This is a genomic window from Gemmobacter lanyuensis, from assembly GCF_014652355.1.
Lineage (GTDB): Bacteria > Pseudomonadota > Alphaproteobacteria > Rhodobacterales > Rhodobacteraceae > Gemmobacter > Gemmobacter lanyuensis.
Genome location: NZ_BMYQ01000011.1, coordinates 13494 through 40182, shown reverse-complemented (window position 1 = coordinate 40182; position 26689 = coordinate 13494). Strand labels below are relative to the sequence as shown.

General features: G+C 63.8%; 26 protein-coding genes and 2 pseudogenes. 13 read left to right on the top strand and 15 right to left on the bottom strand.

The genetic code is table 11. The annotated features are described in order from the left end of the window. Positions 1 to 33 precede the first annotated feature (33 nt). The 8 genes and pseudogenes from repC to IE101_RS15030 all read right to left on the bottom strand — a co-directional run bounded on the left by repC (position 34) and on the right by IE101_RS15030 (position 6916). A complete protein-coding gene (gene repC / locus IE101_RS15065) occupies positions 34 to 1194 on the bottom strand; it encodes a plasmid replication protein RepC (RefSeq protein ID WP_189634668.1) in 1161 nt (386 codons plus the stop codon). Between the two features lie 272 nt (positions 1195 to 1466). After that, on the bottom strand, positions 1467 to 2444 hold the full coding sequence (gene repB, locus IE101_RS15060; protein ID WP_189634667.1) for a plasmid partitioning protein RepB: 978 nt from the start codon (positions 2442 to 2444) through the stop codon (positions 1467 to 1469). A gap of 16 nt (positions 2445 to 2460) precedes the next feature. After that, the gene (gene repA, locus IE101_RS15055) at positions 2461 to 3636 is read right to left on the bottom strand and encodes a plasmid partitioning protein RepA (protein WP_189634666.1); all 1176 of its coding nucleotides are present in this window, start codon (positions 3634 to 3636) and stop codon (positions 2461 to 2463) included. Between the two features lie 320 nt (positions 3637 to 3956). After that, positions 3957 to 4811: pseudogene (locus IE101_RS15050) on the bottom strand (recombinase family protein). Between the two features lie 68 nt (positions 4812 to 4879). After that, a complete protein-coding gene (locus IE101_RS15045; RefSeq protein WP_189634665.1) occupies positions 4880 to 5215 on the bottom strand; it encodes a type II toxin-antitoxin system RelE/ParE family toxin in 336 nt (111 codons plus the stop codon). Further along, a complete protein-coding gene (locus IE101_RS15040) occupies positions 5212 to 5481 on the bottom strand; it encodes a type II toxin-antitoxin system Phd/YefM family antitoxin (RefSeq protein WP_189634664.1) in 270 nt (89 codons plus the stop codon). Before IE101_RS15040 ends, IE101_RS15045 begins: the two co-directional genes overlap by 4 nt. A gap of 68 nt (positions 5482 to 5549) precedes the next feature. After that, on the bottom strand, positions 5550 to 6635 hold the full coding sequence (locus IE101_RS15035; protein WP_189634663.1) for a tyrosine-type recombinase/integrase: 1086 nt from the start codon (positions 6633 to 6635) through the stop codon (positions 5550 to 5552). Between the two features lie 86 nt (positions 6636 to 6721). Further along, positions 6722 to 6916, bottom strand: coding sequence for a hypothetical protein (locus IE101_RS15030; protein WP_189634662.1), 195 nt, complete (start codon positions 6914 to 6916; stop codon positions 6722 to 6724). Between the two features lie 50 nt (positions 6917 to 6966). Here IE101_RS15030 and istA point away from each other — a divergent pair, with 50 nt between their 5' ends. From istA to IE101_RS15015, 3 genes and pseudogenes are all read left to right on the top strand, one after another. Further along, entirely contained in the window at positions 6967 to 8499 is a 1533-nt protein-coding gene (gene istA / locus IE101_RS15025; protein ID WP_189634661.1) for an IS21 family transposase, read from the top strand. After that, positions 8489 to 9289 (top strand): IS21-like element helper ATPase IstB, encoded by an 801-nt coding sequence (istB, locus tag IE101_RS15020; RefSeq protein ID WP_189634660.1) that lies wholly within the window; start codon positions 8489 to 8491, stop codon positions 9287 to 9289. Before istA ends, istB begins: the two co-directional genes overlap by 11 nt. 52 nt (positions 9290 to 9341) lie before the next feature. Continuing rightward, positions 9342 to 10421: pseudogene (locus tag IE101_RS15015) on the top strand (NAD(P)/FAD-dependent oxidoreductase); the annotation flags it as partial. A gap of 328 nt (positions 10422 to 10749) precedes the next feature. Here IE101_RS15015 and IE101_RS15010 read toward each other — a convergent pair. The 6 genes from IE101_RS15010 to IE101_RS14985 are packed head-to-tail and all read right to left on the bottom strand — an operon-like array spanning position 10750 to position 17613. Further along, a complete protein-coding gene (locus IE101_RS15010) occupies positions 10750 to 11109 on the bottom strand; it encodes a RidA family protein (RefSeq protein ID WP_119136345.1) in 360 nt (119 codons plus the stop codon). Between the two features lie 16 nt (positions 11110 to 11125). Then, positions 11126 to 11842, bottom strand: coding sequence for a DUF3726 domain-containing protein (locus IE101_RS15005; protein WP_189634659.1), 717 nt, complete (start codon positions 11840 to 11842; stop codon positions 11126 to 11128). Then, on the bottom strand, positions 11842 to 13515 hold the full coding sequence (locus IE101_RS15000) for a hypothetical protein (protein WP_229804211.1): 1674 nt from the start codon (positions 13513 to 13515) through the stop codon (positions 11842 to 11844). The genes IE101_RS15005 and IE101_RS15000 overlap by 1 nt, the downstream gene beginning before the upstream one ends. Before the next feature lie 51 nt (positions 13516 to 13566). Continuing rightward, positions 13567 to 15114, bottom strand: coding sequence for a BCCT family transporter (locus IE101_RS14995; RefSeq protein ID WP_189634658.1), 1548 nt, complete (start codon positions 15112 to 15114; stop codon positions 13567 to 13569). A 37-nt stretch (positions 15115 to 15151) separates the two neighbouring features. Further along, a complete protein-coding gene (locus IE101_RS14990; protein WP_108129942.1) occupies positions 15152 to 16165 on the bottom strand; it encodes a membrane dipeptidase in 1014 nt (337 codons plus the stop codon). Continuing rightward, a complete protein-coding gene (locus IE101_RS14985) occupies positions 16162 to 17613 on the bottom strand; it encodes an aldehyde dehydrogenase family protein (protein WP_189634657.1) in 1452 nt (483 codons plus the stop codon). Before IE101_RS14985 ends, IE101_RS14990 begins: the two co-directional genes overlap by 4 nt. 90 nt (positions 17614 to 17703) lie before the next feature. Here IE101_RS14985 and IE101_RS14980 point away from each other — a divergent pair, with 90 nt between their 5' ends. Beyond that, positions 17704 to 18576, top strand: a complete 873-nt coding sequence (locus IE101_RS14980) for a LysR family transcriptional regulator (RefSeq protein ID WP_119136350.1) — start codon at positions 17704 to 17706, stop codon at positions 18574 to 18576. Here the strand turns inward: IE101_RS14980 and IE101_RS14975 are convergent. Continuing rightward, complete coding sequence (locus IE101_RS14975; protein WP_158589885.1) at positions 18552 to 19481, bottom strand: LysR substrate-binding domain-containing protein; 930 nt, start codon at positions 19479 to 19481, stop codon at positions 18552 to 18554. The genes IE101_RS14980 and IE101_RS14975 overlap by 25 nt on opposite strands. A 96-nt stretch (positions 19482 to 19577) precedes the next feature. Here IE101_RS14975 and IE101_RS14970 point away from each other — a divergent pair, with 96 nt between their 5' ends. Genes IE101_RS14970 through rocF form a run of 9 tightly spaced genes read left to right on the top strand, consistent with a single transcriptional unit; the run spans position 19578 to position 26687 of the window. Beyond that, on the top strand, positions 19578 to 20684 hold the full coding sequence (locus IE101_RS14970) for an NAD(P)/FAD-dependent oxidoreductase (protein WP_119136352.1): 1107 nt from the start codon (positions 19578 to 19580) through the stop codon (positions 20682 to 20684). Continuing rightward, positions 20659 to 20976 carry a (2Fe-2S)-binding protein gene (locus IE101_RS14965; RefSeq protein ID WP_108129937.1) on the top strand — a complete coding sequence of 106 codons (318 nt, stop codon included), beginning with the start codon at positions 20659 to 20661 and terminating at the stop codon, positions 20974 to 20976. Before IE101_RS14970 ends, IE101_RS14965 begins: the two co-directional genes overlap by 26 nt. Then, positions 20973 to 22352 carry an FAD/NAD(P)-dependent oxidoreductase gene (locus IE101_RS14960; RefSeq protein ID WP_189634656.1) on the top strand — a complete coding sequence of 460 codons (1380 nt, stop codon included), beginning with the start codon at positions 20973 to 20975 and terminating at the stop codon, positions 22350 to 22352. Before IE101_RS14965 ends, IE101_RS14960 begins: the two co-directional genes overlap by 4 nt. Beyond that, positions 22349 to 23113 carry an ABC transporter ATP-binding protein gene (locus IE101_RS14955; protein ID WP_189634655.1) on the top strand — a complete coding sequence of 255 codons (765 nt, stop codon included), beginning with the start codon at positions 22349 to 22351 and terminating at the stop codon, positions 23111 to 23113. Before IE101_RS14960 ends, IE101_RS14955 begins: the two co-directional genes overlap by 4 nt. Before the next feature lie 21 nt (positions 23114 to 23134). Continuing rightward, the gene (locus IE101_RS14950; RefSeq protein WP_108129934.1) at positions 23135 to 23917 is read left to right on the top strand and encodes an ABC transporter substrate-binding protein; all 783 of its coding nucleotides are present in this window, start codon (positions 23135 to 23137) and stop codon (positions 23915 to 23917) included. A 51-nt stretch (positions 23918 to 23968) separates the two neighbouring features. Continuing rightward, positions 23969 to 24658, top strand: a complete 690-nt coding sequence (locus IE101_RS14945; RefSeq protein WP_108129933.1) for an ABC transporter permease — start codon at positions 23969 to 23971, stop codon at positions 24656 to 24658. A gap of 3 nt (positions 24659 to 24661) precedes the next feature. After that, positions 24662 to 25423: an ABC transporter permease gene (locus tag IE101_RS14940; protein ID WP_108129932.1), complete on the top strand. Its 762-nt coding sequence runs from the start codon at positions 24662 to 24664 to the stop codon at positions 25421 to 25423. Beyond that, complete coding sequence (locus IE101_RS14935) at positions 25420 to 25764, top strand: RidA family protein (RefSeq protein ID WP_108129931.1); 345 nt, start codon at positions 25420 to 25422, stop codon at positions 25762 to 25764. The genes IE101_RS14940 and IE101_RS14935 overlap by 4 nt, the downstream gene beginning before the upstream one ends. Continuing rightward, positions 25761 to 26687, top strand: coding sequence for an arginase (rocF, locus tag IE101_RS14930; protein WP_108129930.1), 927 nt, complete (start codon positions 25761 to 25763; stop codon positions 26685 to 26687). The genes IE101_RS14935 and rocF overlap by 4 nt, the downstream gene beginning before the upstream one ends. Positions 26688 to 26689 lie beyond the last annotated feature (2 nt).

Here is a 26689-nt window from a genome sequence, read left to right as displayed (position 1 = left end):
AGCAAGAGGGGGTTATGTTTACCCGGGTATACATCAAGCAATGGTCATACTACGCGCTGACGGGGCGCGGCAGGTTGTGAGCGAGCGGAACATACGGACGAAGTCCATGCTTTCACTGGCTGCCCGATTGGTTAGCGCTTGTAGATAGGCCCTCGGTTGCCGGATTCTGTCGAACGCCTCAGTAATACCAAGAATGGCGAGTGCTGAGCCAAGCGCTCCCATCGCTTTTCGAGCAGTCTCTACGTCGGTTCTCGCTAGTCCAATCGCCGGAGCAAGGGTGTCGGACAATCGAATGACATCGCCCCAATCCTTTGCAGTTACGGAAGCGAAGGATGCTGCATTCTTGGCCAGGGCCATGCACTCAGACACCGTGATATCGTTGGTTTGTCCGACATCAGTGCTTCTTGGATAGCTGGTTCGATTGGCTGTGCTTACTTTCTCAGGCGCAACTTCAGATTCATAGTTTTCTTTCTTTGACTTCTGAATGTGCCGGTCATTTTGTCTGTCGCTGACGGTCACTGCATCTGCAACGGACGATGTCTCAGCGCCTGTCTGAGGAAGGTTTTCCTGTAGTTCCTGAATGAGACCGGCCAGTTGGTCCGAAGACAATGAACGACGCAGTGAGCGGCACGCAAGGTCGTGCAGTGCGGGCTGAATGGTCGCAGCCCTGTGGTAAAGAATGTCCCTGATCACTGATCGGAGCGCTTTGCACCGAATTTCTTCTCGGGAGCATTCTTCTGCAAGTGCGATGAGGTGATCGCGGATGGCGAACAGCGGCGCGAGGTCGATGCCGTAGGTTAGTTTGGCTTCGGCACACTCATCCTGTACCCGATATCGCTTTCCGTTCGGGCTCGACTTTCGAGCCAGCAATCCGTTTGCCTTCAAATTGGTGAGGCGGCGCCTTAGTGTGCGTTCGTCGATACCGTCACAGCGCTCGATCAACGCCCTGTTGGAGGCAAAGACAACAAGTGAGTTTGGGTCGGCCGACTGGGGCACGAACGACAGAAGGCCTCGCAGAACCGCAACGTCACGGTCTCTCAGACCAAGAGGTTTGCGGCAACGGCGTACCAAATCCAGAAGCGACCAGCGCGCGTCCTCCGCCTTAACCGGCGTCACATTGCTGCGGTCGTTCAGATATGAGGAATTGGTGCGCCGAACGTGCCGCTGCACGGGCGAAGACATGACATGTTCCATGTTGAATCCGGCGGAACGCTCGGGTCAGCCGAGTGAAGACCTTGCAACCCTGCCTGTCGGTGTCCGTTCTTCTCCAGAAAAAGGATAAAAGATATCAGATCACCGCGAAGCGATGTTGCGTGCGATTCGGGCCTGCGCTAGTCTGCTCGTGCTAGAAGATGAGCATTCTCAGGGTTGGCGCCCTGTGTTTTGCGCGGGCCTTCCGGGTGGTTTCCATTCGGGAGGCCTATCCTTTTCCGACACTGCTCCTCTGTTGTTTTCGTTGCATTCCATCAGTCCTTCTTCTTGGACTGACTGAGAAATTCTTCATGCAGGCGTGAAAAGACGTCATCCGCATTTGCATGCAGCCAAGCCGCGAAACCCCTATGTTGCGCCGATGGCCGGAAGCCCAATGCCCCTTTGGTAAGGGCGACCTCTCCCAGGGCGGACCCATCCTGTGCCATCAGCGTGAAGGGCGTTGTGCCCTTCTCTTGGCGTTTCTCCTTAGGGGTATCCGCCTTTGGAAGAGCTTTCACCCAGGCCGCAAATCGCTCGTCTGAGCTGGAACCTTCAGGGAAGGGGGCAGGGTGGACGGAAAGAACGTCGATCTTCTTCTCAAGTACCACAACGGCGAGTTCGTACCAGCGTTTCCATCCGATCGAGGGCGCGGCACCGATGCGTTCCAGCACTTGTCTCGGAAATGCCTCGCGCACCTTACGCATGTGCGACGTGTGGCTGCGGTTCACGTTCAGCGCGTCCTGAACCACGCGCGCATCGTAACCCGCCTCCTCCAAGTCGCCCGCAAACAAGGCTTTCTCGATGAAGGACGGGTCCTTGCGAAGGTTGTTTTCCTGGCCCTGCGCCAGGACCGCCTCTTCGTCGGAAAGGGTGCGGATCAGCGCCTTGACCGGCGTTCCCAAGCCACGGATTGCGGCAAGCCTGCGGCGCCCGTAAACCACCTGATACCGACCGCTCAGTTTCGGGTGCGGTCGCAACAGGATCGGAACCTGCTGGCCGTGTTTGGAAATGCTTTCGCGCAGGTCGGCGATGTCGTCGTCTAGCGCTCCGATGCGATCCTTTAACCCGGTGTCTTCAATCAGTTCGGGATCGATGTCCTGCACTGATCGAGCCCCGACACTGCGCAGATCGTTGCGGATGGCTGCGATCGGCCCAGCACTTTGAAACACCTCTGGCATCTTGGCGGTCGGGCGGGGCAGGGGTGCATTTGCATCTTCTTCCGGCCGAGGGACAGGAGTGATGCCTTCGAACATGTTCTTCCTAGCCATCTCAGCCGCGCCCCCATGCTCTGTGGATGTCTTGTTCCATCTCCCGCGCGACAGCGTTGATCGATTCCATCGCGCGGTCATAAGTGTTGCGGTTCATGCTACCTCGACCGACTTCGAACAGCGTCTGATGTGTAAGGCCTGCGTCCGAGACGGCGGTGGACTTCAGGAACGTCTCGGTCATCACGCGTTTGCCAAAGTTGGCGCGTAGCAATCCGGCAACCTGCGCTTGCGGCCCGTCCGAAGGTTCGAAGCGAGAGACCAGGTAGCGGAGAAAGTCGTATTCCAACGTCATTCCTGCTTCCCTGATCGTATCGAGCAAGGATGAGGTCATGGTCAGAAACTGGGCCAAGGATGCCACGTCGATAAAGTTCGGCACCACTGGAATGATGATCGAAGACGAGGCCACAAGAGCCGAGAGGGTCAAGAACCCAAGCTGCGGGGGGCAATCGATGAACACCAGATCATAGCTGGCTTCAACCGAGAGGATTGCTTCGCGAAGCCGCAGGTAAAAGGGTGGCTCGGAGCCACGGCGAAGGGCGTAGGGGGTCTCGGTCTCGTATTCCGACAGGATCAGGCCACCTGCGGCTATGTCCAGGCCGTGGAAGTAGGTTTTCCGCACCACCTCGCTCATCGGCACAGGGTTCTCATACCGGATGGCATCATAGATCGTGCCTTGATGCGTGAAGTCGATTTCAGGCCGCAAACCGGTCATCGACGAAAGCGAGGCCTGCGGGTCCATGTCGATCACCAGCACCCGGTAGCCGTGCAGGGCATACCATTGGCTGAGATATGCCGCTGTGGTCGTCTTCGCTGACCCGCCCTTGAACGACACGCAAGATATAATCTGCAGCGGCTCTGATCCGACCCGCCCACGTAGATAAAGCGAAGGGTCGCGCGTGGTTCGCGCCAGAGCCAAACGGATCTGTGCAAGGTCGTCGGCCGAGTACAGTTTCCGTCCACGCTCATCGAGCGGGACGTCAGGGATCTTGTCCTCCGCGTGGAGTTTGCGCAGGTGACCAGGCGCGAGCCCAAGAAATTCGGCCGCTTCTGTCGATGAAAAGCTTCTCAAGTACTTCCTGGCGTCAGGCGCAAAATTGCGCTCCAGATGCATCCGGATAGACTCATGCAGTGTGGATGCGTCGCTCTGAAGCTCTGCAAAAACACGCTCTTCGGTCATACTGCCCTCATCTAGATCGTGGTGCGGTTTACCCACACTCACTGTGCCCCTTGGAGCGACATTTTCTTTGTAGCGCAGAAAACCGCAATTCTCGCGATTTTCCGCTACGACAATAAATGCGTCATGTCTGGCAGTGGTGCAAGAAAATTCTACAGCTCGTGGCTGATGCTGACGGATGAGCGGGCGTGTCATCAGCCTTACTGACCGTCATGACATTGAAAAACAAGAACTTCTACCAGATCAAGCAGAGTTCACGCTTGCTAAATGTTGTGGTGCGCCCGCCAGTACTGCCTTCTAAGGATGAGCGCACTTTCGAATCGTCAAAGCATTAGCCCCAGCTTCTCCGCCCGCTCCAGCAGCATTTTCACCGAAGAAGGCTGCCAGCTTGTCCGCCCACGTGGCGTTCGTTCGCGCATCGCTTCCAGTCGGGTGCAGATCGCCTGAAGCGTAATGTCGGGGTCCGCGCCCTTGATAGCGGCGACGATTGCGGGAAGGCGGTCGTCAGTCTCGCGACGGCCGGCGCGGACCAGCACGGTGTCGGGAAGAAAGCCGTCGCGGACATAGGCATTAACGGCGCGGAGCAGACGGCTTTGCGTCCATTGGCGCTCGCGGGGCAGGGGGCCGTTGACGATCCGCAGTACGTCTTCCCAGGCCATGTCGGGCCGCAGGCGTCGCACATGGGGCACCCAGTCCTGCGCCGTCTCGTTCAGGCTTTCCATGTAGCCGTCCTGCCGCGCCAGCCGGACCTTGCGCAGCGCCGCCGGATCACGGGCGCGCAGGCCCGGGTTACCGCCGACCCTGCCTTTGGTCCGTGCGCTGGCCAGTCCGGCCTTGGTGCGTGCGGCGCCCAGGACCTGGAGAGTGAATTTGCCCTGCGGGGAAGACGTGTCGATCGGGTCCATGAGCGAGCGGAAGAAGGCGCCCTTGGCTTCCAGCCGCTCGATCACCTCCAGCAGATGCGAGAGGGATCGCGCGAGACGGTCGATCCGCACGACGACCAGCGTGTCGCCCTTGCCGATGCGTTCCAACACCCGCGCAAGCACCGGTCACGCACGATTGCCGCCCGAGGCCTGCTCCTCGTGGATCTCGACGCAGCCCGCGGATTTCAGGGCCTGCGACTGGGGCAGGGGGGTCTGATCCTCGGTCGAGACGCGGGCGTAGCCGATCAGGGGCATCAAAACAGGCCGTTTGCAATTTCTTATGCCAGCAATAAACGACCGATTGGCCCCACGCCCAACCTTGCTCAGTCGTCGGATGGCGCAATCAGAGCGTCAACGTCGAGCCCGGACTCCGCGATCTGCTGGTTGATGTCCATACGGCCGTCGAAGACGAACAGGACGAAAGCTACGTCGGCGCGCAGGGTGTAGAAGATGTTATGACGGCGCCGGAAGATCAGTCGTCGAATGCCACGTGGGGCGTGCCAGAGATGGCCGATCTCGGGGTTCGCGCCGATGGCATTCCGGATGAAGCGGTCGATGTCGCGCTGGAAAGCCTCCGCGAGCGCCTCGGAATAGAGCCGGTCATGGTCCCAGATTGTCCAGAGGCAGTCCTCGGCGGTCTGGGTCAGGAAGACCTTCATGCTTCGGGGGGCTGCGTCCGGAAGCGCGCAAGGCGTTGCTCAAGGGCAGCTTCGGTCATCTCCGTGACACGCCCCGCGGCAACATCAGCGAGGCCGGCTGTAATGCCGCGCTCGATGCGCAGGGCGGTCAGCTCCTCCCAATCGGCCACCGACACCGTGACGGCGACGGGACGGTCTTTCCTGGTGAGCAGAACGGGTTCACGCTGCGCGGCGTCAATGAAGCGGCCGAATTCCTTGCTGGCGAGGGTGGCGGACATGGTTTTCATGGCAGGTTCCTTGGTCTCTGGTCCGGATTATACGGATATTCCGGATGAAGGAAAGGCGCTGGTGGTGGTCAGAGCCCGGCCGCCTTGGTCAGGTTGACGCGAAACCTGTCGCGGCGGCGCTGGTAGCGCCGGGTCATCTCGGCCGAGGCATGGCCAAGCTGCTTTTGCACGTAGCGCTCGTCGACCTCGGCCGAGGAAGCGAGGCCGGCCCGCAGGGAATGGCCGGAAAAGAGCCGGACACGCTCTGCCTCGGGCAGATCGGGGCGCAGGCCCGCCTCGCGAACGCAGGACTTGATCAGCCTGGCGACATGCTTGTCGGAGAGCCGTTCGGAGGTTGCTTTCAGCCCGTTGCGGCTGACAGCCACGAAGACCGGCCCGAAGTCGATGCGTCCGTAGTGCAGCCACTGGCTCAGGGCATGGACCGGGCAAGTCTGATCGCTCGACCCGCGGGCGACTTCCACCTCGCGCCAGCCGGTCTTGCCGCGCAGGGTGATCAACGCACCATCGTCCAGCACCTCGACCCAGCCACCGGAATCGGCTGTGTCGTCCTTGCCGTGGTCGAGGCTGACGATCTCCGACCGGCGCAACCCGCCGGCGAAGCCGATCAGCAGGATCGCCCGATCTCGCAGGCCCCGCAGGTCGTGGGGCAGGGTGGCCAGCATGTCGCGCAGGTCTTCCGGCAGGATCGCTTCTTTCTGTCGGGGTGGCCGTGCATGCTTGCGGCGGATGCCCGCCAGGACGCTGGCAATGTGGCGGTCCTTGCGGTCGAGGCGCTCCCCGCGCTGCGTGTAGCCCCAGGCAAGACCCGAGAGGCGGCGTTCGATGGACGACACCGAAAGGGCAGGGGCCTTGCCGCCCGGTGCTGCCAGATCGGCGATGTAGAGCCCAATCACCTGGGGCGAAGCGGGCAGGGGGTCCGCACCGCGCATCCGGCACCAGCGGGCGAAATGGGCCCAGTCCTTGGCATAGGCCTTCAGCGTGTTCTCAGAGGCCGCGGCCTGGGCATAGTCCCGCGCGGTTTCGACCAGGCGGTCGAGCGTGCCCGAGCTAGCGACATGGGACGGCAGGGCGATCGTATCGCGCTCCAGATCAGCGCTGTCGCTTCCTTCATGGCGATCGGGGCGTTGTCGCGGCTCTGAGGGTGCTTTCTCCATATCGCCGAGCCTATCCTCATTGGGTCCGATAATGCAAGATTATTGGACATATTAGCGCTGACAAAGCTACGGCGCTATTGGTGCATTTACCTGGTAGAAAGCGCCGTCACAATGTAGGCTACCAGCATGGGAAAACCGCGCACCGAGCCTTTGGAAACCTTGCCGATGTTGCCCCCGCTGCCGGGCTGGATCGTCTCTGCGCCGTCCGAGACGCCGGAGTGTTGATTTTCACCCAGAACTGAGCCGGTTAGGCGCATAATTTTTACTGAGAACTGAGCCATGTGAACCTTTCCCCGAAGCTTTGAGCGGCGGGGGCAACGGAGTGATCCACATGGGACTATTGAACATCATCCGCCGGATGCACTTGCGGCAGAAGCTGTCGATCCGGGAGATTTCACGGCTGACGGGCGTGTCGCGGAATACCGTGAGCAAGCATCTGGCGGCGAACACGATCGAGCCGAAGTTCGCGACGCCAGACCGACAGAGCAAGATCGACCCTTTTGCCGAGAAGCTGGCCGGCTGGCTGAAGACCGAAGCTGGCAAGTCGCGCAAGGAACGACGGACCATCAAGCAGTTGCACGCCGATCTCGTGGTTCTTGGCTTCACAGGCTCATATGCCCGGGTGGCAGCATTTGCGCGCAAGTGGAAGGCGGATCGGCAGCACGAACAGCAGACGACGGGGCGCGGGACCTTTGTGCCGCTGTATTTTGCTCCTGGCGATGCCTTCCAGTTCGACTGGAGCGAGGAGTTTGCGGTTCTGGGCGGCGAACGCACGAAGCTGCAGATGGCGCATATCAAGCTGTCGCACAGCCGGGCCTTTTTGCTGCGGGCCTATCCCTTGCAGACCCACGAGATGCTGTTCGATGCCCATTGGCACGCGTTCCGGGTTTTTGGCGGCGTCCCCGGACGTGGGATCTATGACAACATGAAGACGGCGGTTGATCGGGTTGGCCGTGGCAAGGAGCGGCAGGTAAACCTCCGCTTTCTGGCCATGACGAACCACTATGTCTACGAGCCTGAGTTCTGCAATCCCGCCGCGGGATGGGAGAAGGGGCAAGTCGAGAAGAACGTTCGGGATTCCCGCCACCAGATGTTGCAAGGCATGCCAGACTTCCCGGACCTTGCCGCGTTGAATGCATGGCTGGAGCAGCGTTGCCAAGAACTGTGGCGGCAGACGGCTCATGGCAAACAGCCCGGCACCATCGCCGATGTCTGGGCTGAAGAGCAGGTGGCCCTGATGCCGCTGCCTGTCGCCTTTGACGGCTTCATCGAGCTGAGCAAGCGCGTCTCGCCCACCTGCCTGATCAGCTTTGAGCGCAATCGCTACAGCGTCCCGGCGTCGTTTGCGAACCGGCCTGTCAGCCTGCGGATCTATCCCGACCGGCTGGTCGTGGCGGCCGAGGGGAGCATCCTGTGCGAGCATGTGAGGATCATCGAACGCAGCCACCACCTGCCGCAGCGGACCATTTACGACTGGCGACATTATCTGGCGGTCGTCCAGCGCAAGCCTGGATCTCTCAGAAACGGCGCACCCTTTCTGGAATTGCCGCACGCGTTCAGACAGTTGCAGGATCACATGTTGCGCAAGCCCGGTGGCGATCGGGAAATGGTGGATATCCTCGCATTGGTGCTGCATCACGATGAGCAGGCTGTGCTGACCGCAGTAGAAATGTCGTTGGCTGAGGGCGTGCCCACCAAAACCCATGTGCTGAACCTGTTGCACCGGCTGATCGACGGCAAGGTGGTGGGCGGTCCGCCTCTGGATACCCCGCAAGCACTGGCCTTGCATCGCGAACCCAAGGCCAATGTCGAACGCTATGACGGCCTGCGCAGTCAGATCGCCGGAGGCCGCCATGCGTCATGATCCCGCCGCCGGCGCCATCGTCATCATGCTGCGCAGCCTCAAAATGTATGGCATGGCTCAAGCCGTGACCGACCTGATCGAACAAGGCGCGCCAGCTTTTGAAGCCGCCATCCCAATGCTGTCACAACTGCTGAAGGCCGAACTGGCCGAACGTGAGGTGCGTTCCATCGCCTATCACATGAAGTCCGCGCGGTTCCCGGCCTACAAGGACCTCTCGGGCTTCGACTTTGCTACCAGCGAGGTGAACGAAGCCACCGTCCGGACACTGCATCGCTGCGAGTTCATGGACGGTGCCCAAAATGTTGTTCTGATCGGCGGCCCGGGAACCGGCAAGACCCATGTCGCCACTGCCCTTGGCATCCAGGCCATCGAACATCACCGCCGCAAGGTCCGCTTCTTCTCGACCATCGAACTGGTCAACGCCCTCGAACAGGAAAAGGCCAAAGGCAAGGCCGGCCAGATCGCCGAAGGCATGACCAAGCTCGACCTCGTCATCCTGAACGAGTTGGGCTACCTGCCGTTCAGCGCATCTGGCGGCGCGCTGCTGTTCCATCTGCTGAGCAAACTCTACGAGCGCACCAGCGTCGTGATCACCACCAACCTCAGCTTCAGCGAATGGGCCACCGTCTTTGGCGACGCCAAGATGACTACCGCGTTGCTCGATCGTCTCACCCACCGCTGCCACATCCTTGAGACCGGAAACGACAGCTTCCGCTTCAAGGCAAGCTCAGCTGCTGCATCAGCTGCCAAGAAAAAGAAGGAGACAAACCCGCCCTTGACCCCAGCATGAACCGAAATCCATAATCAGAGGTGGCTCACTTCTCGGTGAAAAAACCGGCTCAGTTCTGGGTGAAAATCAACACCCCGAGCGCCTTTTTGTGAGGCCGAAGAACTTCTACGCCGATAACGGCATTGATCTTCGACTTGGCCAGTGGGTGAGCGACATCGACCCCGCTGCCAAGACCCTAAAGGTTGGCGGAGACGTGCTCGCCTATAGCCAGCTGGCTCTTACAACCGGTTCCATTCCACGACGCCTGCCGGCACGGATCGGGGGAAGCCTAGGCGGTGTGTACGTCATGCGCGGCTTGGCCGACATTGATGCAATGGCACCGGAATTCGTGGAAGGCCGGAGGCTTTTGATCGTGGGAGGCGGCTACGTCGGGCTCGAAGCCGCCGCAGTCGCCACCAGCCTTGGCCTTGAGGTTACGCTCATTGAGGCCGCGCCGCGTATTCTTCAGAGGGTGGCGTCTGCGGCAACGGCCGACTACTTCCGCAAACTCCACACAGACCATGGGGTGCGAGTACTCGAGAGCACCAAACTGGATCATCTTCTTGGTGATGACAGAGTGCGAGCAGCCGTATTGGCGGACGGAAGGGAGATCGCCGCCGATTTCGTGCTGGTCGGGGTTGGTGTGGAACCAGCGACCGCCCTTGCAGAAACGGCCGGTCTCAAAGTTGAGAACGGCATCTGGACAGACGCCCTGGGCCGAACCTCGGATCCCTCAATATGGGCCGCAGGCGATTGCGCCTCGTTTCCGCACAGCAGCGGGCGCATGCGGCTTGAGAGCGTTGGACACGCAATCGATCATGCCGAATGCGTCGCCCAGAACATGGTTGGCACCGGCATGACCTATGTCGCGAAACCCTGGTTCTGGTCTGACCAGTACGATACCAAGCTCCAGATCGCCGGGCTGAATTCTGGATACGACCAGGTGGTTGAACGGCTCGGCCAAGGTGGCTCTGCCTCAGTTTGGTACTTCGGGGGAAAACGGCTATTGGCCGTCGACGCCATGAACGACCCGCGGGCCTACATGGTCGGCAAGCGGATAATCGAGGCGGGCCAAACTGTTCAGCCCAATCTGGTGCGGGACCCAACCACGGATTTGAGAACGCTGGCTCCGTCAGCCATTGGCAGTTCATAGCATCCACTGTGACTTGATCTCCCTGCAGACCGGTAACGATCTGCAAACTGCGGCACCTTTGGGTGCCGCTTCTTTTTGAGCGGGGTGATCAATCCTGTTCATCGATTCCGGTCGTAAACGCATGCACGCTCGTGCGGCTTGGATCATTGCCAGCCACTCGAGCACTCACAAGCCTTGAGTGATGCTTTGACGGCCTATCCATGCGCAGCCGTTGGAGATACAAGGGCTGACCCGGCGCATCAGCCGGGTCTGTTCTATTTCGCGGCATAGTCTGCGCTCCCAAATCGGCATCGACCAGCAGCCGAGCGGAGATCAACCGGATGTGAGCCTAAAGACGCCTAGGATTACGGGCGACGACGATCATCTCGACGCGCATACCTGCACGCGCCAGAGCAACGCCACCTGTCGCCCGGGCCGGAGGGTTGCCCAGATCGACCCAGGCGTCCCAGACGGCGTTCATCCCAGCGAAATCCGCCATGTCGGCCAGCCAGACCTGGACCGACGCGATGTCGGCCTTGCTGCCGCCCAGTTCTGCCATCACGGCATCGACATTCGCCAGAACCTGCCGGGTCTGGGTCGTGATGTCCGCCGTCAGATCGTCGGGCACCTGCCCGGCCAGAAAGACGATGTCGCCGACCGTGACGGCCTCGCTCATGCGGGGGCCGGGATTGAGGCGGGTCAATGTCATAATTCTTCCTTCGGTTTCAGTCATTGTCGCTGACCATCGCGCCAGCGCCCCGGCGCGAGGTTTCGGATGCCGGAACTGTCGTGCGCATTGACAGCGCGTTGAGTCCGGCTAGCGTCTCTGCCGAGAGAGGGCACATGTCGGGGGCAGGGGGCGCGATCCTGTGTTCCGCCCGGCACGTCACCAGCACAACCTGTGCTTCCTGCAGCTTGGAAAGCGCGGTCAGCTGTGCCGGATCCACCTCACCGTCGGCCGAAATATAGGCCTTTTCGCCGTTCCAACCGATTTCGATCGCCGCATTGATCGCCTTGGCGATTCGCGCCAGATGTGGAACGGCAAGCACCGGATGACGCAACGCCCCGACCATGACAGGCGCGGCAGAAACGCCTTCCGGCAGGCCCGCGTGGTCGTCAAGCGACGCGCCGGCCGTGATCGGGCAAAGCGCGCGCCCGTCCTGCGCCGCCCAGATCCGGCCAGAGATGGTCAGGGCACCACCTCCCGAAGGCCGCGCCGCAAGATGGGCCAGCAGGGCCGCCGGACCATCAATACTGCGGGCAGCCAACCAGCCGGCCGCGAAGCCGGCTTCCTCGGCCAGCCCCCATGGCATGCCGGCACCGCGTGCGGCCTTCAAGCACAGGGTTTCCACTTCGTTGCGCGACAATCGGGTCAGCAGCGCGGGATGTTCGGGAAAGGTCGTCGCCGAGGCTGTCGGATCATGGGCTTCCGTCAAGGACATCACCGACTCCTCCCGGCCATTTCATCGGGATAGGGCATGTCCTGGAACATGCTGATACGGACCCATTTGTCGGACCGCGGATCAAAGCGGCTGGCGCCGAAGAAGGCCAGCTTGCAGCGCATCAGGTCGATGGGCAGCATGTCCTTGCCGATCAGGTTGTCACGCACTTCGGCGAAGGGGTGGCCTTCGGCAATCTGCACCCGCCGAGCAGCATAGCGCTGGCCGGGGTGGCGCATCAGGAAGGCGGCGACGGTCGTGTCACCGTCTTCACCTTGAAGTGCGATGTGCAGCTCCTGCACCAGCCGGGCGATGCAGAGCGGTTGTTCCAATTCGGCACCGTCTTCGCTGTGACGTTCGCCCAACCGCGGTTCGAGCTTTTCCTCAGACACATACCAGAAGCGGGCATCGTTCGCGGAATCACGGAAGTCGATATCCAGCGCCCAGCGGAAATGCTCGCGGATCAGCCGACGCAGGGTCTCGACGGTCATTGCACCATCGATGCGCGCTGCAATGGCCTCGTCAGCGGACATGGTCGGGCCGAGATCGTCGATGAGCTTTCCATGCGGTTCCAGCATCAGGGACAGAAGAGCCTCTTGCCCCTCCAGCGTCAGCGTGACCTCGCCCCAGCGCCAAAGATCGTCCCACGGATAAGGTGAAGTTCGGGGCCAGTTCGTAAGCTTGCTTGCTATCAGGTCCAGATCGGCATCGAGATCCTTCAGCTTTGCAACCTGGATGGGGTGCTCGGACTGCCACAGTCCGGCGTTGCGACGGGCCTCGGCCAGCGCAGCATTCAGGGACTGAATGGTGTCGCCATCGGCTGTCGGCAGGGCGCGGACGCGGGCTAGCGCTTCTTCCCGTGCGCGCATCCAGTTGTTCATGAGAACCGGATGGCGCACAAGGAACGGTGCCATGCCGAGGCCGGTGGAATTACCAACGCCAAGGATGCGGCGGGTGGCAGGATCCAGCCGCGCCGCGCGCTCGCCGCCCCTCGATGCCGCCAGATGTTCAACAAGGTCGGTGGTGAACTGGCGGGTAAGCCAGACGCTGAGCATCTCGGCCTGGAAAGGGGCCGCCATTTCCGGCCGGTCGGCGATGATCGAACGGTCGGCGGCGCCGAACTTGCCCGCGCCATAGACGGCGGTGGTGCGCATCAGATAGCCGACGGCGGCGACCTCGGCCGGGTCGGGCTGTTCGCCCTGCGCCAGCCGGTCAACCACATGTGCAAACAGCCGGACGGAGCGGTTGGCGCGGCTGAGCGACAGCTCGTGCGGGGTGATCCGGCCCGCCTCCTGCAGGGGGACATTGGCTTCGAGCCGCGCAATATCCTCGCGCGTGGGGTTACCATCGAACAGGGCAAAGGTCGCGTCCCAGGCGGTGGCAATCACTCTGTCGGACCGCATCTCGTCAGGCAGGTCATGGGCAAAGGCCACCAGGCTGTAGGTGCGGACGGGGCCGATGGCGCGATAGACCGCGCGGCCGACACCCTTCGCATTGATGTCCCACAGCGGGCGGTCAAAGCGCCAGCCTTCGCTTTCCATTCGGCGCAGCAACTGGCGCAGGAACGAAAGCCGCGTCGGATGGGCGGCCCCCATGCGAGCAAGCGTCATCACTTGATCTGGCGAACGGCGGAACCGGGCCAGATCGCCGGTCGGTTGGGGCAACATGCGGTTCATCTTCTTCTCCGGTTCCGTATGGCCCGGGGGCTGGCGCCCCCGGGCGAAGACTCAGGCCTTGCGGCCCAGCATCAGGGTGATTCGCAGCGCGTCCCATAGCGATGGCAGCAGGATGATCGATACCGGAACTGCCGTCACGACGATGAAGCTTTGCAGCTTGCCAATGCCGCCCGACCCGGTCGAGATCAGGATTAGCGCCATCACCCCCATGGCAATCCCCCAGAAGGCGCGCAGCGCAACTGAGGGTTCGCCCTCGGACATCGCCGCCGAGATCACATAGCTCATCGAATCGCTGGTGGTGGCCACAAAGATCATGGTCAGGATCAGAAACAGGATCGACAGGATGAACCCGGCCGGCATGGCGCTGGTGATTGCCAGCAGCGCGGCGGGCAGGTTGAAGCCCTCGAACGGTCCGGCAATGACCCCGGGCGAGGCCATTTCGAAGGCGATGCCCGACCCGCCGATAATGGTGAACCAGAAATTGGTGATCAGCGGTGCCGCAATTGACAGCATGAGGACGATCTGGCGGATCGACCGGCCACGGCTGACCCGGGCGATGAAGATCGCCATCAGCGGACCATAGCCCATGAACCAGCCCCAGAAGAACACGGTCCACCAGCCCAGCCAGCCGGGTTCGCCGAACATCCCCGCCTCGCCGCGATACATCGACATCTGGAAGAAGTTCTCAAGATAGACGCCCATGCCGCCGAAGAAGCTGGTCAGCATGGCCGTGGTCGGCCCGAATACCAGAAGGAAGACCAGAAGGCCGAGCGCCAGGATCACGTTCAGCGTGGACAGCATCTGGATACCCTTGGCCAGGCCCGAAATGGCCGACAGCGTATAGACCGCGACCAGCGCCATGATCACCACGGCCTGCGTGGCGAAGGTATCGGGAATGCCGGTCAGTGCATTGATGCCATAAGACATCTGCAGACCAAGGAAACCGATCGGCCCGACCGTGCCCGCAACCACGGCGACGATGCAGGTGGCGTCCGCAATCAGGCCGATGGGACCGTTGATCGCCCGGTCGCCGAACACGGGATAGAGCAGCGTGCGCGGCGCCAGCGGCAGGCCTTTGTCATAGTGGTAATGCATCAGCATGACGCCCGAAAGCGAACCGAGGATCGCCCAGGCCAAAAAGCCCCAATGCAGAAAGCTTTGCGCCATTGCAATATTGGCGCGGGCCTGAAGATCGGTCGGCGCCTCGCCGAACAGCGGCGGGGTGGACAGGAAATGCGCGATCGGCTCCCCTGCGGCCCAGAACACGCCGCCACCGGCCAGCAGCGTGCACATGATCATCGACGCCCAGTTGAAGGTCTTGAACTCGGGCATCGACAGCCCGCCAAGGCGCGCGCGACCGCCAGGCAGCGCGCAAAGGACAAGGCTGATCAAGAATGTGGCCAGCATCAGGATCTGCCAGTAAAGGCCGAAGTACTTGGCCGAAACGGCAAAACCCCAGTCAACCGCCGCCGAAAGCCCGTCAAGGTCCACCAGCGCGTATAGGCAAAACAGCAGGATAAACCCACCCGACAGCGCGAACAGCGGTCTGTTGATCCGCTGCAGGGCGCTGCGTCCTCCCTCCATCGAAATATCTGCCATGTCGTTCCTCCCTGAACGTTGTGTCATGGGGCCGCCGTCAACCGACAGCGCGCCTCGATAGTGTTTGTGGCATCTCAGCGGGGCCGAAACTGATCTCAAAAAAGCGATGCCAATTGCCGCCCATCACGCCGTCGATAGCAGCGAGATCCAGCCCTGCCGCCTTGAGCCCCGCGCGGAGGCTGCCGAAATCGCGGTTGTCGTGGAACCATGCGGGCATCGGCGGAAACCCCGGCGCATCGGCACTGCCTTCGCCGTAATCCACCGTCTTGGTCCAACGCCCGGTTCGCATCCATTCGACGATGCTGTCGGGCTGGTCTTGGCACAGATCGGTACCGATCCCAACCTGACGGGGACCGACCAGATCCAGCGCGCGGGCCACCATGTCGCACCAGTCCTGAAGCGTGCAGGCGCTGCCGCCCTTGAGGTGATGCGGATACACCGACAGACCCAGAAACCCGCCGGATTGGCCAAGCGCGCGCAGCAGCGTATCCGACTTGTTGCGCAGCGCCGGGTGCCAGCTGTGCAGATTGGCGTGGCTGATGGTGATCGGCCGCGTCGAATGCTCAATCGCCTCGAGCGTGGAACGTTCGGCCGAATGGCTCATGTCCACGACCATGCCGACGCGGTTCATCTCGGAAACCACGGCGCGGCCCATGCGGGTCAACCCGCTGTCGGTGTCTTCGTAGCAGCCCGAGGCCAGCAGCGACTGATTGTTGTAGGTCAGTTGCATGAACCTCAGGCCTAGCGTGTGCAGCACCTCGACCAGGCCGATGTCGTCCTCGATGCAGGACGGATTCTGCGAGCCGAAGAAGATCGCGGTGCGCCCGGTGTCGCGGGCGCGGCTCACATCGGCGGCTGTCCGCCCCTGAAAGATCAGGTCGGGGAACAGCTCGAACCATCGGTTCCAGCGTTCGATCACCTGCACCGTCTCGCGGAAGGTCTCGTGATAGGTGATGGTGACATGCACCGCATCCACGCCACCGGCGCGCATCTGGCGAAAGATCTTTTCCGACCAGTTGGCGTATTGCAGGCCGTCGATCAGCGGCGTCATTCCGGCGCCCCCGCGGCGACATAGGCGGTCTTCACGCTGGTGTAGAACTCGGCTGCGTAGCGTCCCTGTTCGCGCGAACCAAAGCTGGACGTGCCGCGTCCGCCAAAGGGCACATGGTAATCGGTGCCGGCGGTGGGCAGGTTCACCATGACGCAGCCCGCCCGCATGTTAGCGCGGAAATGACTGGCGCGCGAGAGGCTGCGGGTCATGATCCCGGCGGTCAGGCCGAACTGGCTGTCATTGGCGATGGACAGCGCCTCCGCATAGTTGTCGGCCTTGATCAGGCAGGTAATCGGTGCGAACATTTCCTCGCGGTTGACGGTCATGTCATTGCGGGTTCCGGCCAGCACGGCAGGGGCCATGAAATAGCCCTGGGTCTCGCGTTCCACACGGTCGCCGCCGCACAGCAGCTCTGCGCCCTCGGCGCGGCCCTTTTCGACATAGGCGAGGTTCTGGGCAAGCTGGCTTTCGCTGACCACCGGGCCAATCTGGGTGCCGTCTTGCAGCGCGTGGCCGACCTTGAACGCCTTGGTCGCCGCGACCAGCCGCTCCGCGAACTGGTCATGGATCGCGGAATGCACGATCAGCCGGCTGGCTGCGGTGCATTTCTGCCCCGTCCCGCCAAAGGCCGCATTGGCGGCATGAGTGACGGCCAGATCCAGATCACAATCGTCCATGATGAGCATGGGGTTCTTGGACCCCATCTCCATCTGCACCTTGGTCATGTTGGCCACGGCTGCGGCCGCGATGCCGCGCCCGACACCCACCGAGCCGGTAAAGCTGATCGCATCCACCTTGGGGCTTTCGACCAGCCGCTGCCCGACCTCGCGGCCCGAACCCAGCACCAGGTTGAACAAGCCCGGCGGAATATCCTGCCGCGCGATGATTTCGGCCAGCGCGACCGCACTGGCGGGGGTCAGGTTGGCGGGCTTCCAGACCACGGCATTGCCAAAGGCCAGCGCGGGCGCGATCTTCCATGCTGGCGTCGCCACCGGGAAATTCCACGGGCTGACGATCGCTACCACGCCCACCGGCTCGCGCCGCACGTCGATCTCGATGCCGGGGCGCACGCTTTCGGCCAGATCGCCCTGATTGCGCAGACATTCCGCCGCGTAATAGGTAAAGAACTGGCCGGCGCGATAGGTCTCGCCCTTGCCCTCGGCCAAGGGCTTGCCTTCCTCGCGCGCGATGATGCGGCCGATTTCCCCGGCGCGGGCCATCAGCTCGGTGCCGATGGCCATCAGCACGTCATGGCGTTTCTGGATGCCGGCCGCCCACCAGACCGGCTGGGCCGCCCGCGCCGCGTCCAGCGCCTGATCCAGCTGCTCGGCGCTGGCCTGGTCATAATGGCCGATCAGGTCCGACAGGTCGGACGGGTTGCGGTTCTCGATCGTCGAGATGCCGGACTGCCAGCGGCCCGCGATATAAAGATGCTGATTCTGGGTCATGGCGCCTCACTTTCCTTTGCATCCGGTTTAGGGTGCGCCTATCAATTCAGGCAATCTTGAAGTTCTGAATGAAATTGCAGGAGAACTGAAATGAAACTCGAGATGCTGCGCGTCTTCCAGACCACCGCCGCGCAGGGGTCGCTGGCCCGTGCGGCCGAGGCCCTGGGCAGAACGCCCTCGGCCGTCTCGATGATGCTCTTGCAACTGGAACAGGAGGTCGGCGGCGCGCTTTTCGAGGCGGGCCGCAAGAGCCGCCTGACACCGCTCGGCCTTCTGGTGCTGGAGGAAAGCCGCCGCGCCAACGAGGCGTTCGAGCGCAGCGTCGGCGCGATCCGCCGCTATGCCACCGCGACCGGCGGGCTGGTGCGGATCGCGGCGGTGCCGTCCGCGACCATCGGTCTGTTGCCCCCGGTGATCCTGCGGTTTCGCCGCGAACGCCCGGATGTGCGGTTGGAAATCAACGATGTGGACAGCGCCTCGGTCCGCCGCCGGATCGAGAATGACGAGGCGGATATCGGCATCGTTTCGGCGGCACCGGAAAACGCCGGCGAAGGAACGCTGATCGAACGCACGCCGCTGGGCATCGTCTGCCGGGTGGGTGGCCCCATCGACCGCGCGGCAAGCGAGGGCCGCAGGGATTGGGCACTGATGGAACTGGAGCCGATGATCGTCAACCCGCTCTGCGGGATGGTGAAGAACCCTGCCGTCGAAGGGCTGGTGCTGCGCTCAGGCCTTGAATCGCGCAATACCACGGCCCTTCTGGCTTTCGTTCATGCCGGGCTGGGCGCCACGATCCTGCCCGAAAGCGCGATGCGTGCAACGGGCGGCGCGCTCTCCTTCTTGCAGCCCGACGACCCTGGCGCCTTTCGGCACCTGTTGAAGATCCGCCAGACCACGCGGCCCGCACCCCCGGTGGTCGAGACGTTCTGGCAAAGCCTTCACGCCCTGTCGCCGGGGGATTGAGCCTCTGTCGCGGCAAGCCCGGCAAACCGCTGGCGGACCCGCTGCACCAGATCGCTGACCAGCCGCGAAGCGGGGCGCAGGGCCGGGGTGAGGATGTCATAGGTGAAGGGCTGAACCGGGCGGATCGGACGGGCCACGACCATGCCGAGATGCGCGCAATGCAGCGCCGTCACCGGCTCGACGATCGAAACGCCCGCGCCTCCGGCGACCATGGCGCAGATGGCGAAGGACAGTTGCGCCTCGGCGACCACGCGGGGCTTGATGCCATGATCGGCAAAGAAGCGGTCGGTGTCGGACCTTGTGCTGATCTCGCTGCCAAGGGCGATGAAGGGCCGTTGGTGGAAATCCTGCGGTTCCAGCACCGCCTTGTCACAGAGCGCATGTCCGGGCGGCAGCACCGCCAGCATGGGCATTGTTCCCAGCGGTTCGCGCCGGATCGCCGGCAGATCGAAGTCCAGCGCGCTGAAACCCACGTCGAATTGCTGCGAACTGAGGTGCTGCACCACGGCATGCGAACTGCGCACCCGAAGCGAGACGGCGATGCCGGGCCGCTCAGCGGTGAAGTCGGCTATGGCGCCAGGCAGGAACTGCAATCCAAGGGCCGGCATCGCCGCGATCTTCAGGCTGCCGCTGCGGTATTGCCGGATGTCATCGGCCACGCGGGAGATTTCCTGAAGCCCGACGAAGGACCGCCGCACCTCCTCATATAGCGCGTCGGCCTCGGGCGTGGGCGTCAGGCTGCGGCCGATGCGGGCGAACAGCGCAAAGCCGAGTTCGGCCTCAAGATCGGCCAGCAGGCGGCTGACCGAGGGTTGGGTCAGGAACAGCAGATCGGCGGCGGCCGTGACCGAGCCGCTTTCGATGATGGCGCGGAAGGCCTCGATCTGCCGATGGGAAAGCCGCATGTCAGACTCATAGCATTGGCGTATGGATAGCGCGATTCTTCGGATTTTACATATTCGCCCCTGATCTGTCATCCCTGCAGCAAGGGGAGATCGGCCATGTCAGCGCAAGCAGGCACAGCAATCATTGGCGGGGGCATCGTAGGGCTGTGCGTGGCCCTCGGGCTTGCGGCGCGCGGGCATGAGGTGCTGGTGCTGGACGGGCGCGACGGCGACATGCGCGCTTCGCAGGGGAATTTCGGGCTGGTCTGGTTGCAGGGCAAGGGCGCAGGCTATGCGCCCTATGCGCGCTGGTCTTTTCAGGCGGTGCAGGCCTGGCCCGACTTTGCGAAACGCCTGTCAGGGCTGGTCGACGTCGATCTGGCGCTGTGTCAGCAGGGCGGCTACGAGTTCTTCACCGACGCTGCGGAATATGAGGCTTTCGGCCACGACCTGCACCGGCAGGCCAACGCGCTGGACGACCGCTTATCTTTTGAACTCCTGAACCACGCCGATCTTGCGGCGCGCCTGCCCGGCATCGGTCAGCGCGTGGTCGGGGCGAGTTTCTGCCCGCTTGATGGCCATGTGAACCCGCTGCGCCTGCATTTCGCCTTGCGGCAGGCCTGCCTTGCCAGCGGGGTCCGCATCACTGGCGGCGCCAGCGTCGTATCCGTGCGCCCGGCGGGCGCTGGTTTCGCCCTTTTGGACGAGACCGGCCGTCAGACCCGCGCCAGCCGCGTGGTTCTGTGCGCGGGCCTGGGGGCGGCGCATCTTGGCCCGCAGCTGGAGTTCCGGGCGCCGATCCGGGCGCAGCGGGGCGAGCTGATGATCACCGAGCGGGTGGCCGACCGCCTGCCCTTCCTCTCCAGCACGATCCGGCAGGTCGATGAGGGCGGTTTGCAGATCGGCGGCACCAAGGCCGAGACCGACTGCGACACCGAGACGACCACCACGATGGTGGGACTAGCGCAGCACGCCGTCGCGGTCTGGCCCCGGCTGGCCGATCTGCGCGTGCTGCGCTCCTGGGCGGCGCTGCGCGTCATGACGCCGGACGGCTATCCGATCTACCAGCGTTCCGCAGATCATCCGGGCGCCTTCCTTGTCACCTGTCACAGCGGGGTCACGCTGGCGCCCCTGCACGCAACACGGCTGGCCGAATGGATCGACGGCGATCCCGCCGCCCCGGATCTGGAGGCTTTCGATGAACGCCGCTTCGCGCTTTCGTGACGCCCCCGGCGCCGCCCCGCGCAGCCTGCGCCTGATGCTGGACGGGGTGCCCGTGCTGGCCCGGCCGGGCGAAAGCGTCGCCGCGGCGCTGCTGGCGCACAGCGGGGGCGCCACGCGCCAGACGCCTGTCACCGGCGCGGGGCGCGCGCCCTATTGCATGATGGGGGTGTGTTTCGACTGCCTTGTCACCATCGACGGGCACCCGAATGTGCAGGCCTGCATGGTGAGCGCGCGCGAGGGCATGGTGATCCAGCGCCAGATCGGCGCGCGCCGGCTGGGGGACCAGCCATGAGCGCCGATCTGGTCATCATCGGCGCCGGTCCAGCCGGGATGGCGGCGGCCCGGGTGGCGGCGGAGGGCGGGTTGTCGGTCACGCTTCTGGACGAACAGGAGCGGGCGGGCGGGCAGATCTACCGCAATGTCGGCGCAGTAGCGGGGCGCGGCTGGCTGGGGGCCGATTACGCGCGCGGCGGCGCTCTGGTGCAGGGCCTCGATCATCCCGGCATCACGCATCAGCCCCGCGCAACCGTCTGGCGCATCGACGCAAGGCGCGGCGTGATCTGGTCGCGCGACGGGCAAAGTCATGTCAGCCCGGCCGCGCATGTCCTGATCGCCACCGGCGCGCAGGAGCGGCCCGTGCCTTTTCCGGGCTGGACCCTGCCGGGGCTGATGCCCGCAGGTGCGGCGCAAATCCTGATGAAACAGTCGGGTATGGTGCCGGATGAGGCCATCCTCTCCGGGGCGGGGCCGCTGCTCTATCTGGTCGCGGCGCAGATGATCGCGGCAGGTGCGCCGCCGGTCGCGCTGGTCGAGACGCCGACGGCGATCACCCATGCCCTGCCGAAACTGCCGCGCGCGCTGTTCGGCCTGCCGACCCTGATCAAGGGCCTTGGTCTGATCGCCCGCATCCGCGCGGCCGGCATCCCGTGGTATCGGGGCGCCGCCGACTTCCGGGCAGAGACGACGGAGGACGGCCGGATCCGCTTTGACTTCACCACCGGAAAGCAGAGCCACAGCCTGACGTGCGACCTGTTGCTGACCCATCTGGGCGTGATCCCGCAAAGCCACCTGACCCGCTCGATGGGTCTGGCGCATGAATATGACGCGGAGCAAGGCGCCTGGCGGCCGACGCTGGACCCCTGGGGGCAGTCGTCCGAGCCCCATGTGTTCGTTGCAGGCGACGGCGGCGGGATCGGCGGCGCCGAGGCTGCGCGTGCAAAGGGCGCGCTGGCCGCGCTGGCGATCCTGCACCAGGCCGGAAAGCTGGATGCAGCCGGGCGCGACCGGCGGGCCGCTCCGCTCCGCCGCGCTTTGTCGCGCGCGCTTTCCCTGCGGCCGTTCCTCGATGCAGCTTATTCCGTGCCCTCCGCCTTCCTGGCCCCGCCGGACGAGACCATCGTCTGCCGCTGCGAGGAGGTTACCGCCGGTTCCATCCGCAAGGCCGCCTGCACCGGCGCCGAGGGCCTGCGCCTGATGCGCACCAGCCTGCGCACCGGAATGGGCCCCTGTCAGGGCCGGATGTGCGAGACCACCGTCATCGGGCTGATCGCCGAAGCGACCGACCGCCCCGCGTCCACCCTCGGGCCGGGCCGCATCCGCACCCCCGTCAAGCCCGTCACCCTGGCCGAGATTGCAGCCCTCGGTCCCCAGCCAGAGGAAACCACATGACCGAACCCGCGCTCCGTGTCGAAAACATCCGCAAGAGCTTTGGTGGGCATGAGGTGTTGAAAAGCATCTCGATGAGTGCCGCCAAGGGCGATGTCGTGGCGATCCTTGGCGCCTCAGGCTCGGGCAAAAGCACCTTCCTGCGCTGCATCAACCTGCTGGAGACCCCCACCGACGGCAAGGTCTGGCTGAAGGGCGAGGAGATGCGGATGACCAGCCGCCAAGGCGAACGCCGCCCCGCCGACTTGCGCCAGGTCGAACGGATGCGGGCAAGGCTGGCGATGGTGTTTCAGGGCTTCAACCTCTGGTCGCACATGACCGTGATGGAGAACATCACCGAAGGCCCGGTGCATGTGCTTGGCACCCCGCGCCGCGAGGCGCGCGAGAAGGCCGCGGCACTTCTGGCCAAGGTCGGCCTGTCGGACCGCGCCGACTATTACCCCGCGCATCTGTCGGGCGGCCAGCAGCAGCGCGTGGCCATCGCCCGCGCGCTGGCGATGGAACCCGACGTGATGCTGTTCGACGAGCCGACCTCGGCCCTTGACCCCGAACTGGTGGGCGAGGTTCTGGCCGTCATGCGCGCGCTGGCTGACGAGGGGCGCACCATGCTTGTCGTCACGCATGAGATGGCCTTTGCCCGCGATGTCTCATCCCGGACCGTGTTCCTGCATCAGGGACAGATCTGCGAGGAAGGCCCGCCCGACCAGCTTTTCCGCAACCCGCAGACCGACCAATTCCGGGCCTTCCTGTCCCGGATGAACTGATCACCCAGAGGAGGAACCACCATGATCAGAAAGACCCTCATCGCCGCAGCCACCCTTGCGACCCTTGCCACCGGCGCCTTTGCGCAGGACAAGCTGCGCATCGGCGTCGAAGGCGCCTATCCGCCCTTCTCGTTCAAGCAGGCGGACGGCAGCCTTGCGGGCTTTGACATCGACATCGCCATGGCGCTGTGCGCCGAGATGAAGCGCGACTGCGAGCTGGTCGAACAGGACTGGGACGGGATGATCCCGGCGCTGAAGGCGAAGAAGTTCGACGCCATCGTCGCCTCGATGTCGATCACCGAGGAACGCAAGCGCCAGATCGACTTTTCGGCGAAGTATTACAAGACCCCGGCGCGGGTGGTGGCGAAGAAGGACTCCGGCCTTGAAGGCACGGCGACAGGGCTGGCTGGCAAGCGTCTGGGCGTGCAGCGCGGCTCGACCCACCAGTGCTATGCCGAAAAGATGTTCCCCGAGGCGGAAATCGTCCTTTACGGCACGCAGGAAGAAGTGTTCAGCGACCTTGCCCTTGGCCGGATCGACGCGCAACTGTCGGATTCGCTGATCTCGCAGGAAAGCTTCCTGTCCAAACCCGAGGGCGCGGATTTTGCCTTCCTTGCCGGCGATCATACCGATGTCGATTGCTATGGCGAAGGCGTGGGCATTGCCGTGCGCCAGGGTGAGGAAGAACTGCGCGACGCCTTCAGCGCGGCGATCACCGCGATCCGCGACAACGGCACCTACAAGACCGTCAACGACAAGTATTTCCCCTTCGACATCTACGGCGGCCGTCCCGACGGGATGTAACCGGACCCCGGGGGCGCATCCCGCGCCCCCGGCCTTTGCGTGAGGTCAGGCATGGATCTTCTTATCGAATACCGATCACAGCTTTGGGCCGGGCTGGTGACAACGGTTCAGATTGCGCTGGCCTCGCTGTTCTTTTCGGTAGCTCTGGGGCTGATCGGCGCCTGGGCGAAACTATCGGCCAACCGCACCGCAAGGGCGCTGGCCGGCGCCTATACGACGCTGGTGCGCGGCGTGCCGGACCTTGTGCTGATCATGCTGGTCTTCTTCGGCGGGCAGGTCACGCTGAACGCCATCGGCGCTGCCACCGGCCTCTGGGATTATCTCGAGGTCAGCCAGTTCGCCGCCGGCGCCCTGACCATCGGCGTGATCTTCGGCGCCTACTTCACCGAAACCTTCCGCGGTGCGATCCTTGCCATCCCGCGAGGCCAGATCGAAGCCGGAATCAGCATCGGCATGTCGCGCCCGCTTCTGTTCCGCCGCATCGTCTGGCCGCAGATGGTGCGCTATGCCCTGCCCGGTTTCGGCAACAACTGGCTGGTGCAGCTGAAGACGACGGCGCTGGTCTCGGTCATCGGCTTGCAGGATCTGGTCTACAACGCCTTTGCGGCGGGCCGGTCGACTGACGCGCTGTTCACCTTCATGGCGGCGGCCTTCGTGATCTATCTTGGCCTGACGGCGCTGTCGGACCTGGGCCTGCGTGCACTGGAACGGCGCTACAGCCGCGGCGTGCAAAGGGCCTGAGCGATGGAAACCTTTCTGAACTGGTTCCCGCTGGACCTGCCGCTGATCGCCCAGAATTTCGACCGTTTCCTGGTCGGCGTGCGGGTGACGCTGGGCCTGACCTTTCTATCGCTGGCGCTTGGCGCCGCGCTTGCCGTGCCGCTGGCCATTGCCCGTGCGTCGCGCCACCGGGTGCTGAACCCGCTGGTCTGGACCTATACCTATGTCTTTCGCGGCACGCCGCTGTTGGTGCAGACCTATCTGCTTTATTACGGCGCGGGCCAATTTGCCTTCATCCGCGACTCGTGGCTGTGGGATCCCGTACTGTCGCAGGCCTGGTGGTGCGCGCTGATTGCCTTCACCCTGAACACCGCCGCCTATTCGACCGAGCTGTTGCGCGGCGCCATCGTCGATACGCCCGCAGGCGAGGTCGAGGCGGCGATCGCCACCGGCCATTCCTACTGCGGACGCTTGCGCCGCATCATCCTGCCGTCGGCCTTTCGCCGCGCCATTCCTGCCTACTCCAATGAGGTGATCTTCATGCTGCACGGCTCGGTCGTGGCCAGTACCATCACCCTGCAGGACATACTTGGCGTCGGCCGCTGGCTGAACGGGCGCTACTACCTGGCCTATGAGGGGCTGATCACCGCGGCCGTCCTCTACTTCATCATCGTCTTTGCCATCACCCGGGTCTTCCGTTGGCTGGAGCGGCGCTATCTGCGCCATCTGGAACGCCGCCGCGAACCCGCCGCCGCCGCCGTCGCACCACCCATGGGGATCAAATGATCGAGCGTTTCCACACCACCGCCCGGATGAGCCGCATCGTCCGCCACAACGGCACAATCTGGCTGTGCGGACAGGTCGGCGCAGGCGCCACCGTGGCCGAGCAGACCCGCGACTGCCTGTCCCGCGTCGATGCCTTGCTGACCGAAGCCGGATCCTCGCGCCGCGACATCCTGCAAGCGACGATCTGGCTTGCCCATATGGCCGACTATGACGCGATGAATGCGGTGTGGGACGAGTGGATGCCCGAAGGCTGCGCCCCTGCACGGGCCTGCGGCGAGGCGCGGCTGGCCGGATCGGACCTGCTGGTCGAGGTGATCGTGACGGCGGCGGTGTCGGCATGAGCGGCGGCACCTGCATCCTGATCGGCGCGCCGCTTGATTGCGGCAAGCGCCGCCGCGGCTGTTCGATGGGGCCAGAAGCCTATCGCGTCGCGGGCCTTGCCGAGACGCTGGCCGATCTTGGCTGGCGGGTCGAGGACCGGGGCGACGTGCCCGGCCCCAAGGCGCCGCCGCCCGCGCCCGCCGGGCAGGTCCATGCCCGGTCCGAAAACATCGAATGGACGAGGCTTCTGTCGAATGCTGCCCGTGACGCGATGGCCACCGGCTTTCCGATCTTCCTCGGCGGCGATCATGCGCTGTCGCTGGGCACCGTGGCGGGCGTGGCCGATCACGCCGCGGCGAAAGGCCGACCGCTGTTCGTCCTGTGGCTGGATGCCCATCCCGACATCCACAGCCCGGCCACCTCGGCCTCGGGCAACCTGCACGGCACGCCCATCGGCTATGTCACCGGGCAGCCCGGCTTTGACGGGTTTCCGCCGATGGCGAATCCGGTGCCGCCGCGAAACATCTGCTTCATCGGCCTGCGCTCGGTCGACGGGCCGGAACGCGCGGCGATTCAGTCGGCGGGCATGCGTGCCATCGACATGCGCCAGATCGACGAACGCGGCATCGCCGCCCCGCTGGCCGAGTTCATCGCCGCAGTGAGGGCCGCGAACGGCATGCTGCACCTGTCGCTGGATGTCGATTTCCTCGACCCCGCCATCGCGCCCGCCGTCGGCACCACCGTGCCGGGCGGCGCCACCTTCCGCGAGGCGCATCTGGCGATGGAGATGCTGCACGACAGCGGGCTTGTCACCTCGCTGGACCTTGTGGAACTGAACCCGTTTCTCGACGATCGCGGGCGAACCGCCGCTCTGATGGTCGATCTGACCGCCTCGCTGTTCGGCCGCTGCGTCTTTGACCGGCCCACCCGCAGCCATTCCTGAAG

What these genes read in the sequence shown, in the direction of transcription:
- repC (WP_189634668.1), bottom strand. Translation starts at nt 1,194, where the DNA reads ATGGAACATGTCATGTCTTCGCCCGTGCAGCGGCACGTTCGGCGCACC.
- repB (WP_189634667.1), bottom strand. Translation starts at nt 2,444, where the DNA reads ATGTTCGAAGGCATCACTCCTGTCCCTCGGCCGGAAGAAGATGCAAAT.
- repA (WP_189634666.1), bottom strand. Translation starts at nt 3,636, where the DNA reads ATGACCGAAGAGCGTGTTTTTGCAGAGCTTCAGAGCGACGCATCCACA.
- IE101_RS15045 (WP_189634665.1), bottom strand. Translation starts at nt 5,215, where the DNA reads ATGAAGGTCTTCCTGACCCAGACCGCCGAGGACTGCCTCTGGACAATC.
- IE101_RS15040 (WP_189634664.1), bottom strand. Translation starts at nt 5,481, where the DNA reads ATGAAAACCATGTCCGCCACCCTCGCCAGCAAGGAATTCGGCCGCTTC.
- IE101_RS15035 (WP_189634663.1), bottom strand. Translation starts at nt 6,635, where the DNA reads ATGGAGAAAGCACCCTCAGAGCCGCGACAACGCCCCGATCGCCATGAA.
- IE101_RS15030 (WP_189634662.1), bottom strand. Translation starts at nt 6,916, where the DNA reads ATGGCTCAGTTCTCAGTAAAAATTATGCGCCTAACCGGCTCAGTTCTG.
- istA (WP_189634661.1), top strand. Translation starts at nt 6,967, where the DNA reads ATGGGACTATTGAACATCATCCGCCGGATGCACTTGCGGCAGAAGCTG.
- istB (WP_189634660.1), top strand. Translation starts at nt 8,489, where the DNA reads ATGCGTCATGATCCCGCCGCCGGCGCCATCGTCATCATGCTGCGCAGC.
- IE101_RS15010 (WP_119136345.1), bottom strand. Translation starts at nt 11,109, where the DNA reads ATGACATTGACCCGCCTCAATCCCGGCCCCCGCATGAGCGAGGCCGTC.
- IE101_RS15005 (WP_189634659.1), bottom strand. Translation starts at nt 11,842, where the DNA reads ATGTCCTTGACGGAAGCCCATGATCCGACAGCCTCGGCGACGACCTTT.
- IE101_RS15000 (WP_229804211.1), bottom strand. Translation starts at nt 13,515, where the DNA reads ATGAACCGCATGTTGCCCCAACCGACCGGCGATCTGGCCCGGTTCCGC.
- IE101_RS14995 (WP_189634658.1), bottom strand. Translation starts at nt 15,114, where the DNA reads ATGGCAGATATTTCGATGGAGGGAGGACGCAGCGCCCTGCAGCGGATC.
- IE101_RS14990 (WP_108129942.1), bottom strand. Translation starts at nt 16,165, where the DNA reads ATGACGCCGCTGATCGACGGCCTGCAATACGCCAACTGGTCGGAAAAG.
- IE101_RS14985 (WP_189634657.1), bottom strand. Translation starts at nt 17,613, where the DNA reads ATGACCCAGAATCAGCATCTTTATATCGCGGGCCGCTGGCAGTCCGGC.
- IE101_RS14980 (WP_119136350.1), top strand. Translation starts at nt 17,704, where the DNA reads ATGAAACTCGAGATGCTGCGCGTCTTCCAGACCACCGCCGCGCAGGGG.
- IE101_RS14975 (WP_158589885.1), bottom strand. Translation starts at nt 19,481, where the DNA reads ATGCGGCTTTCCCATCGGCAGATCGAGGCCTTCCGCGCCATCATCGAA.
- IE101_RS14970 (WP_119136352.1), top strand. Translation starts at nt 19,578, where the DNA reads ATGTCAGCGCAAGCAGGCACAGCAATCATTGGCGGGGGCATCGTAGGG.
- IE101_RS14965 (WP_108129937.1), top strand. Translation starts at nt 20,659, where the DNA reads ATGAACGCCGCTTCGCGCTTTCGTGACGCCCCCGGCGCCGCCCCGCGC.
- IE101_RS14960 (WP_189634656.1), top strand. Translation starts at nt 20,973, where the DNA reads ATGAGCGCCGATCTGGTCATCATCGGCGCCGGTCCAGCCGGGATGGCG.
- IE101_RS14955 (WP_189634655.1), top strand. Translation starts at nt 22,349, where the DNA reads ATGACCGAACCCGCGCTCCGTGTCGAAAACATCCGCAAGAGCTTTGGT.
- IE101_RS14950 (WP_108129934.1), top strand. Translation starts at nt 23,135, where the DNA reads ATGATCAGAAAGACCCTCATCGCCGCAGCCACCCTTGCGACCCTTGCC.
- IE101_RS14945 (WP_108129933.1), top strand. Translation starts at nt 23,969, where the DNA reads ATGGATCTTCTTATCGAATACCGATCACAGCTTTGGGCCGGGCTGGTG.
- IE101_RS14940 (WP_108129932.1), top strand. Translation starts at nt 24,662, where the DNA reads ATGGAAACCTTTCTGAACTGGTTCCCGCTGGACCTGCCGCTGATCGCC.
- IE101_RS14935 (WP_108129931.1), top strand. Translation starts at nt 25,420, where the DNA reads ATGATCGAGCGTTTCCACACCACCGCCCGGATGAGCCGCATCGTCCGC.
- rocF (WP_108129930.1), top strand. Translation starts at nt 25,761, where the DNA reads ATGAGCGGCGGCACCTGCATCCTGATCGGCGCGCCGCTTGATTGCGGC.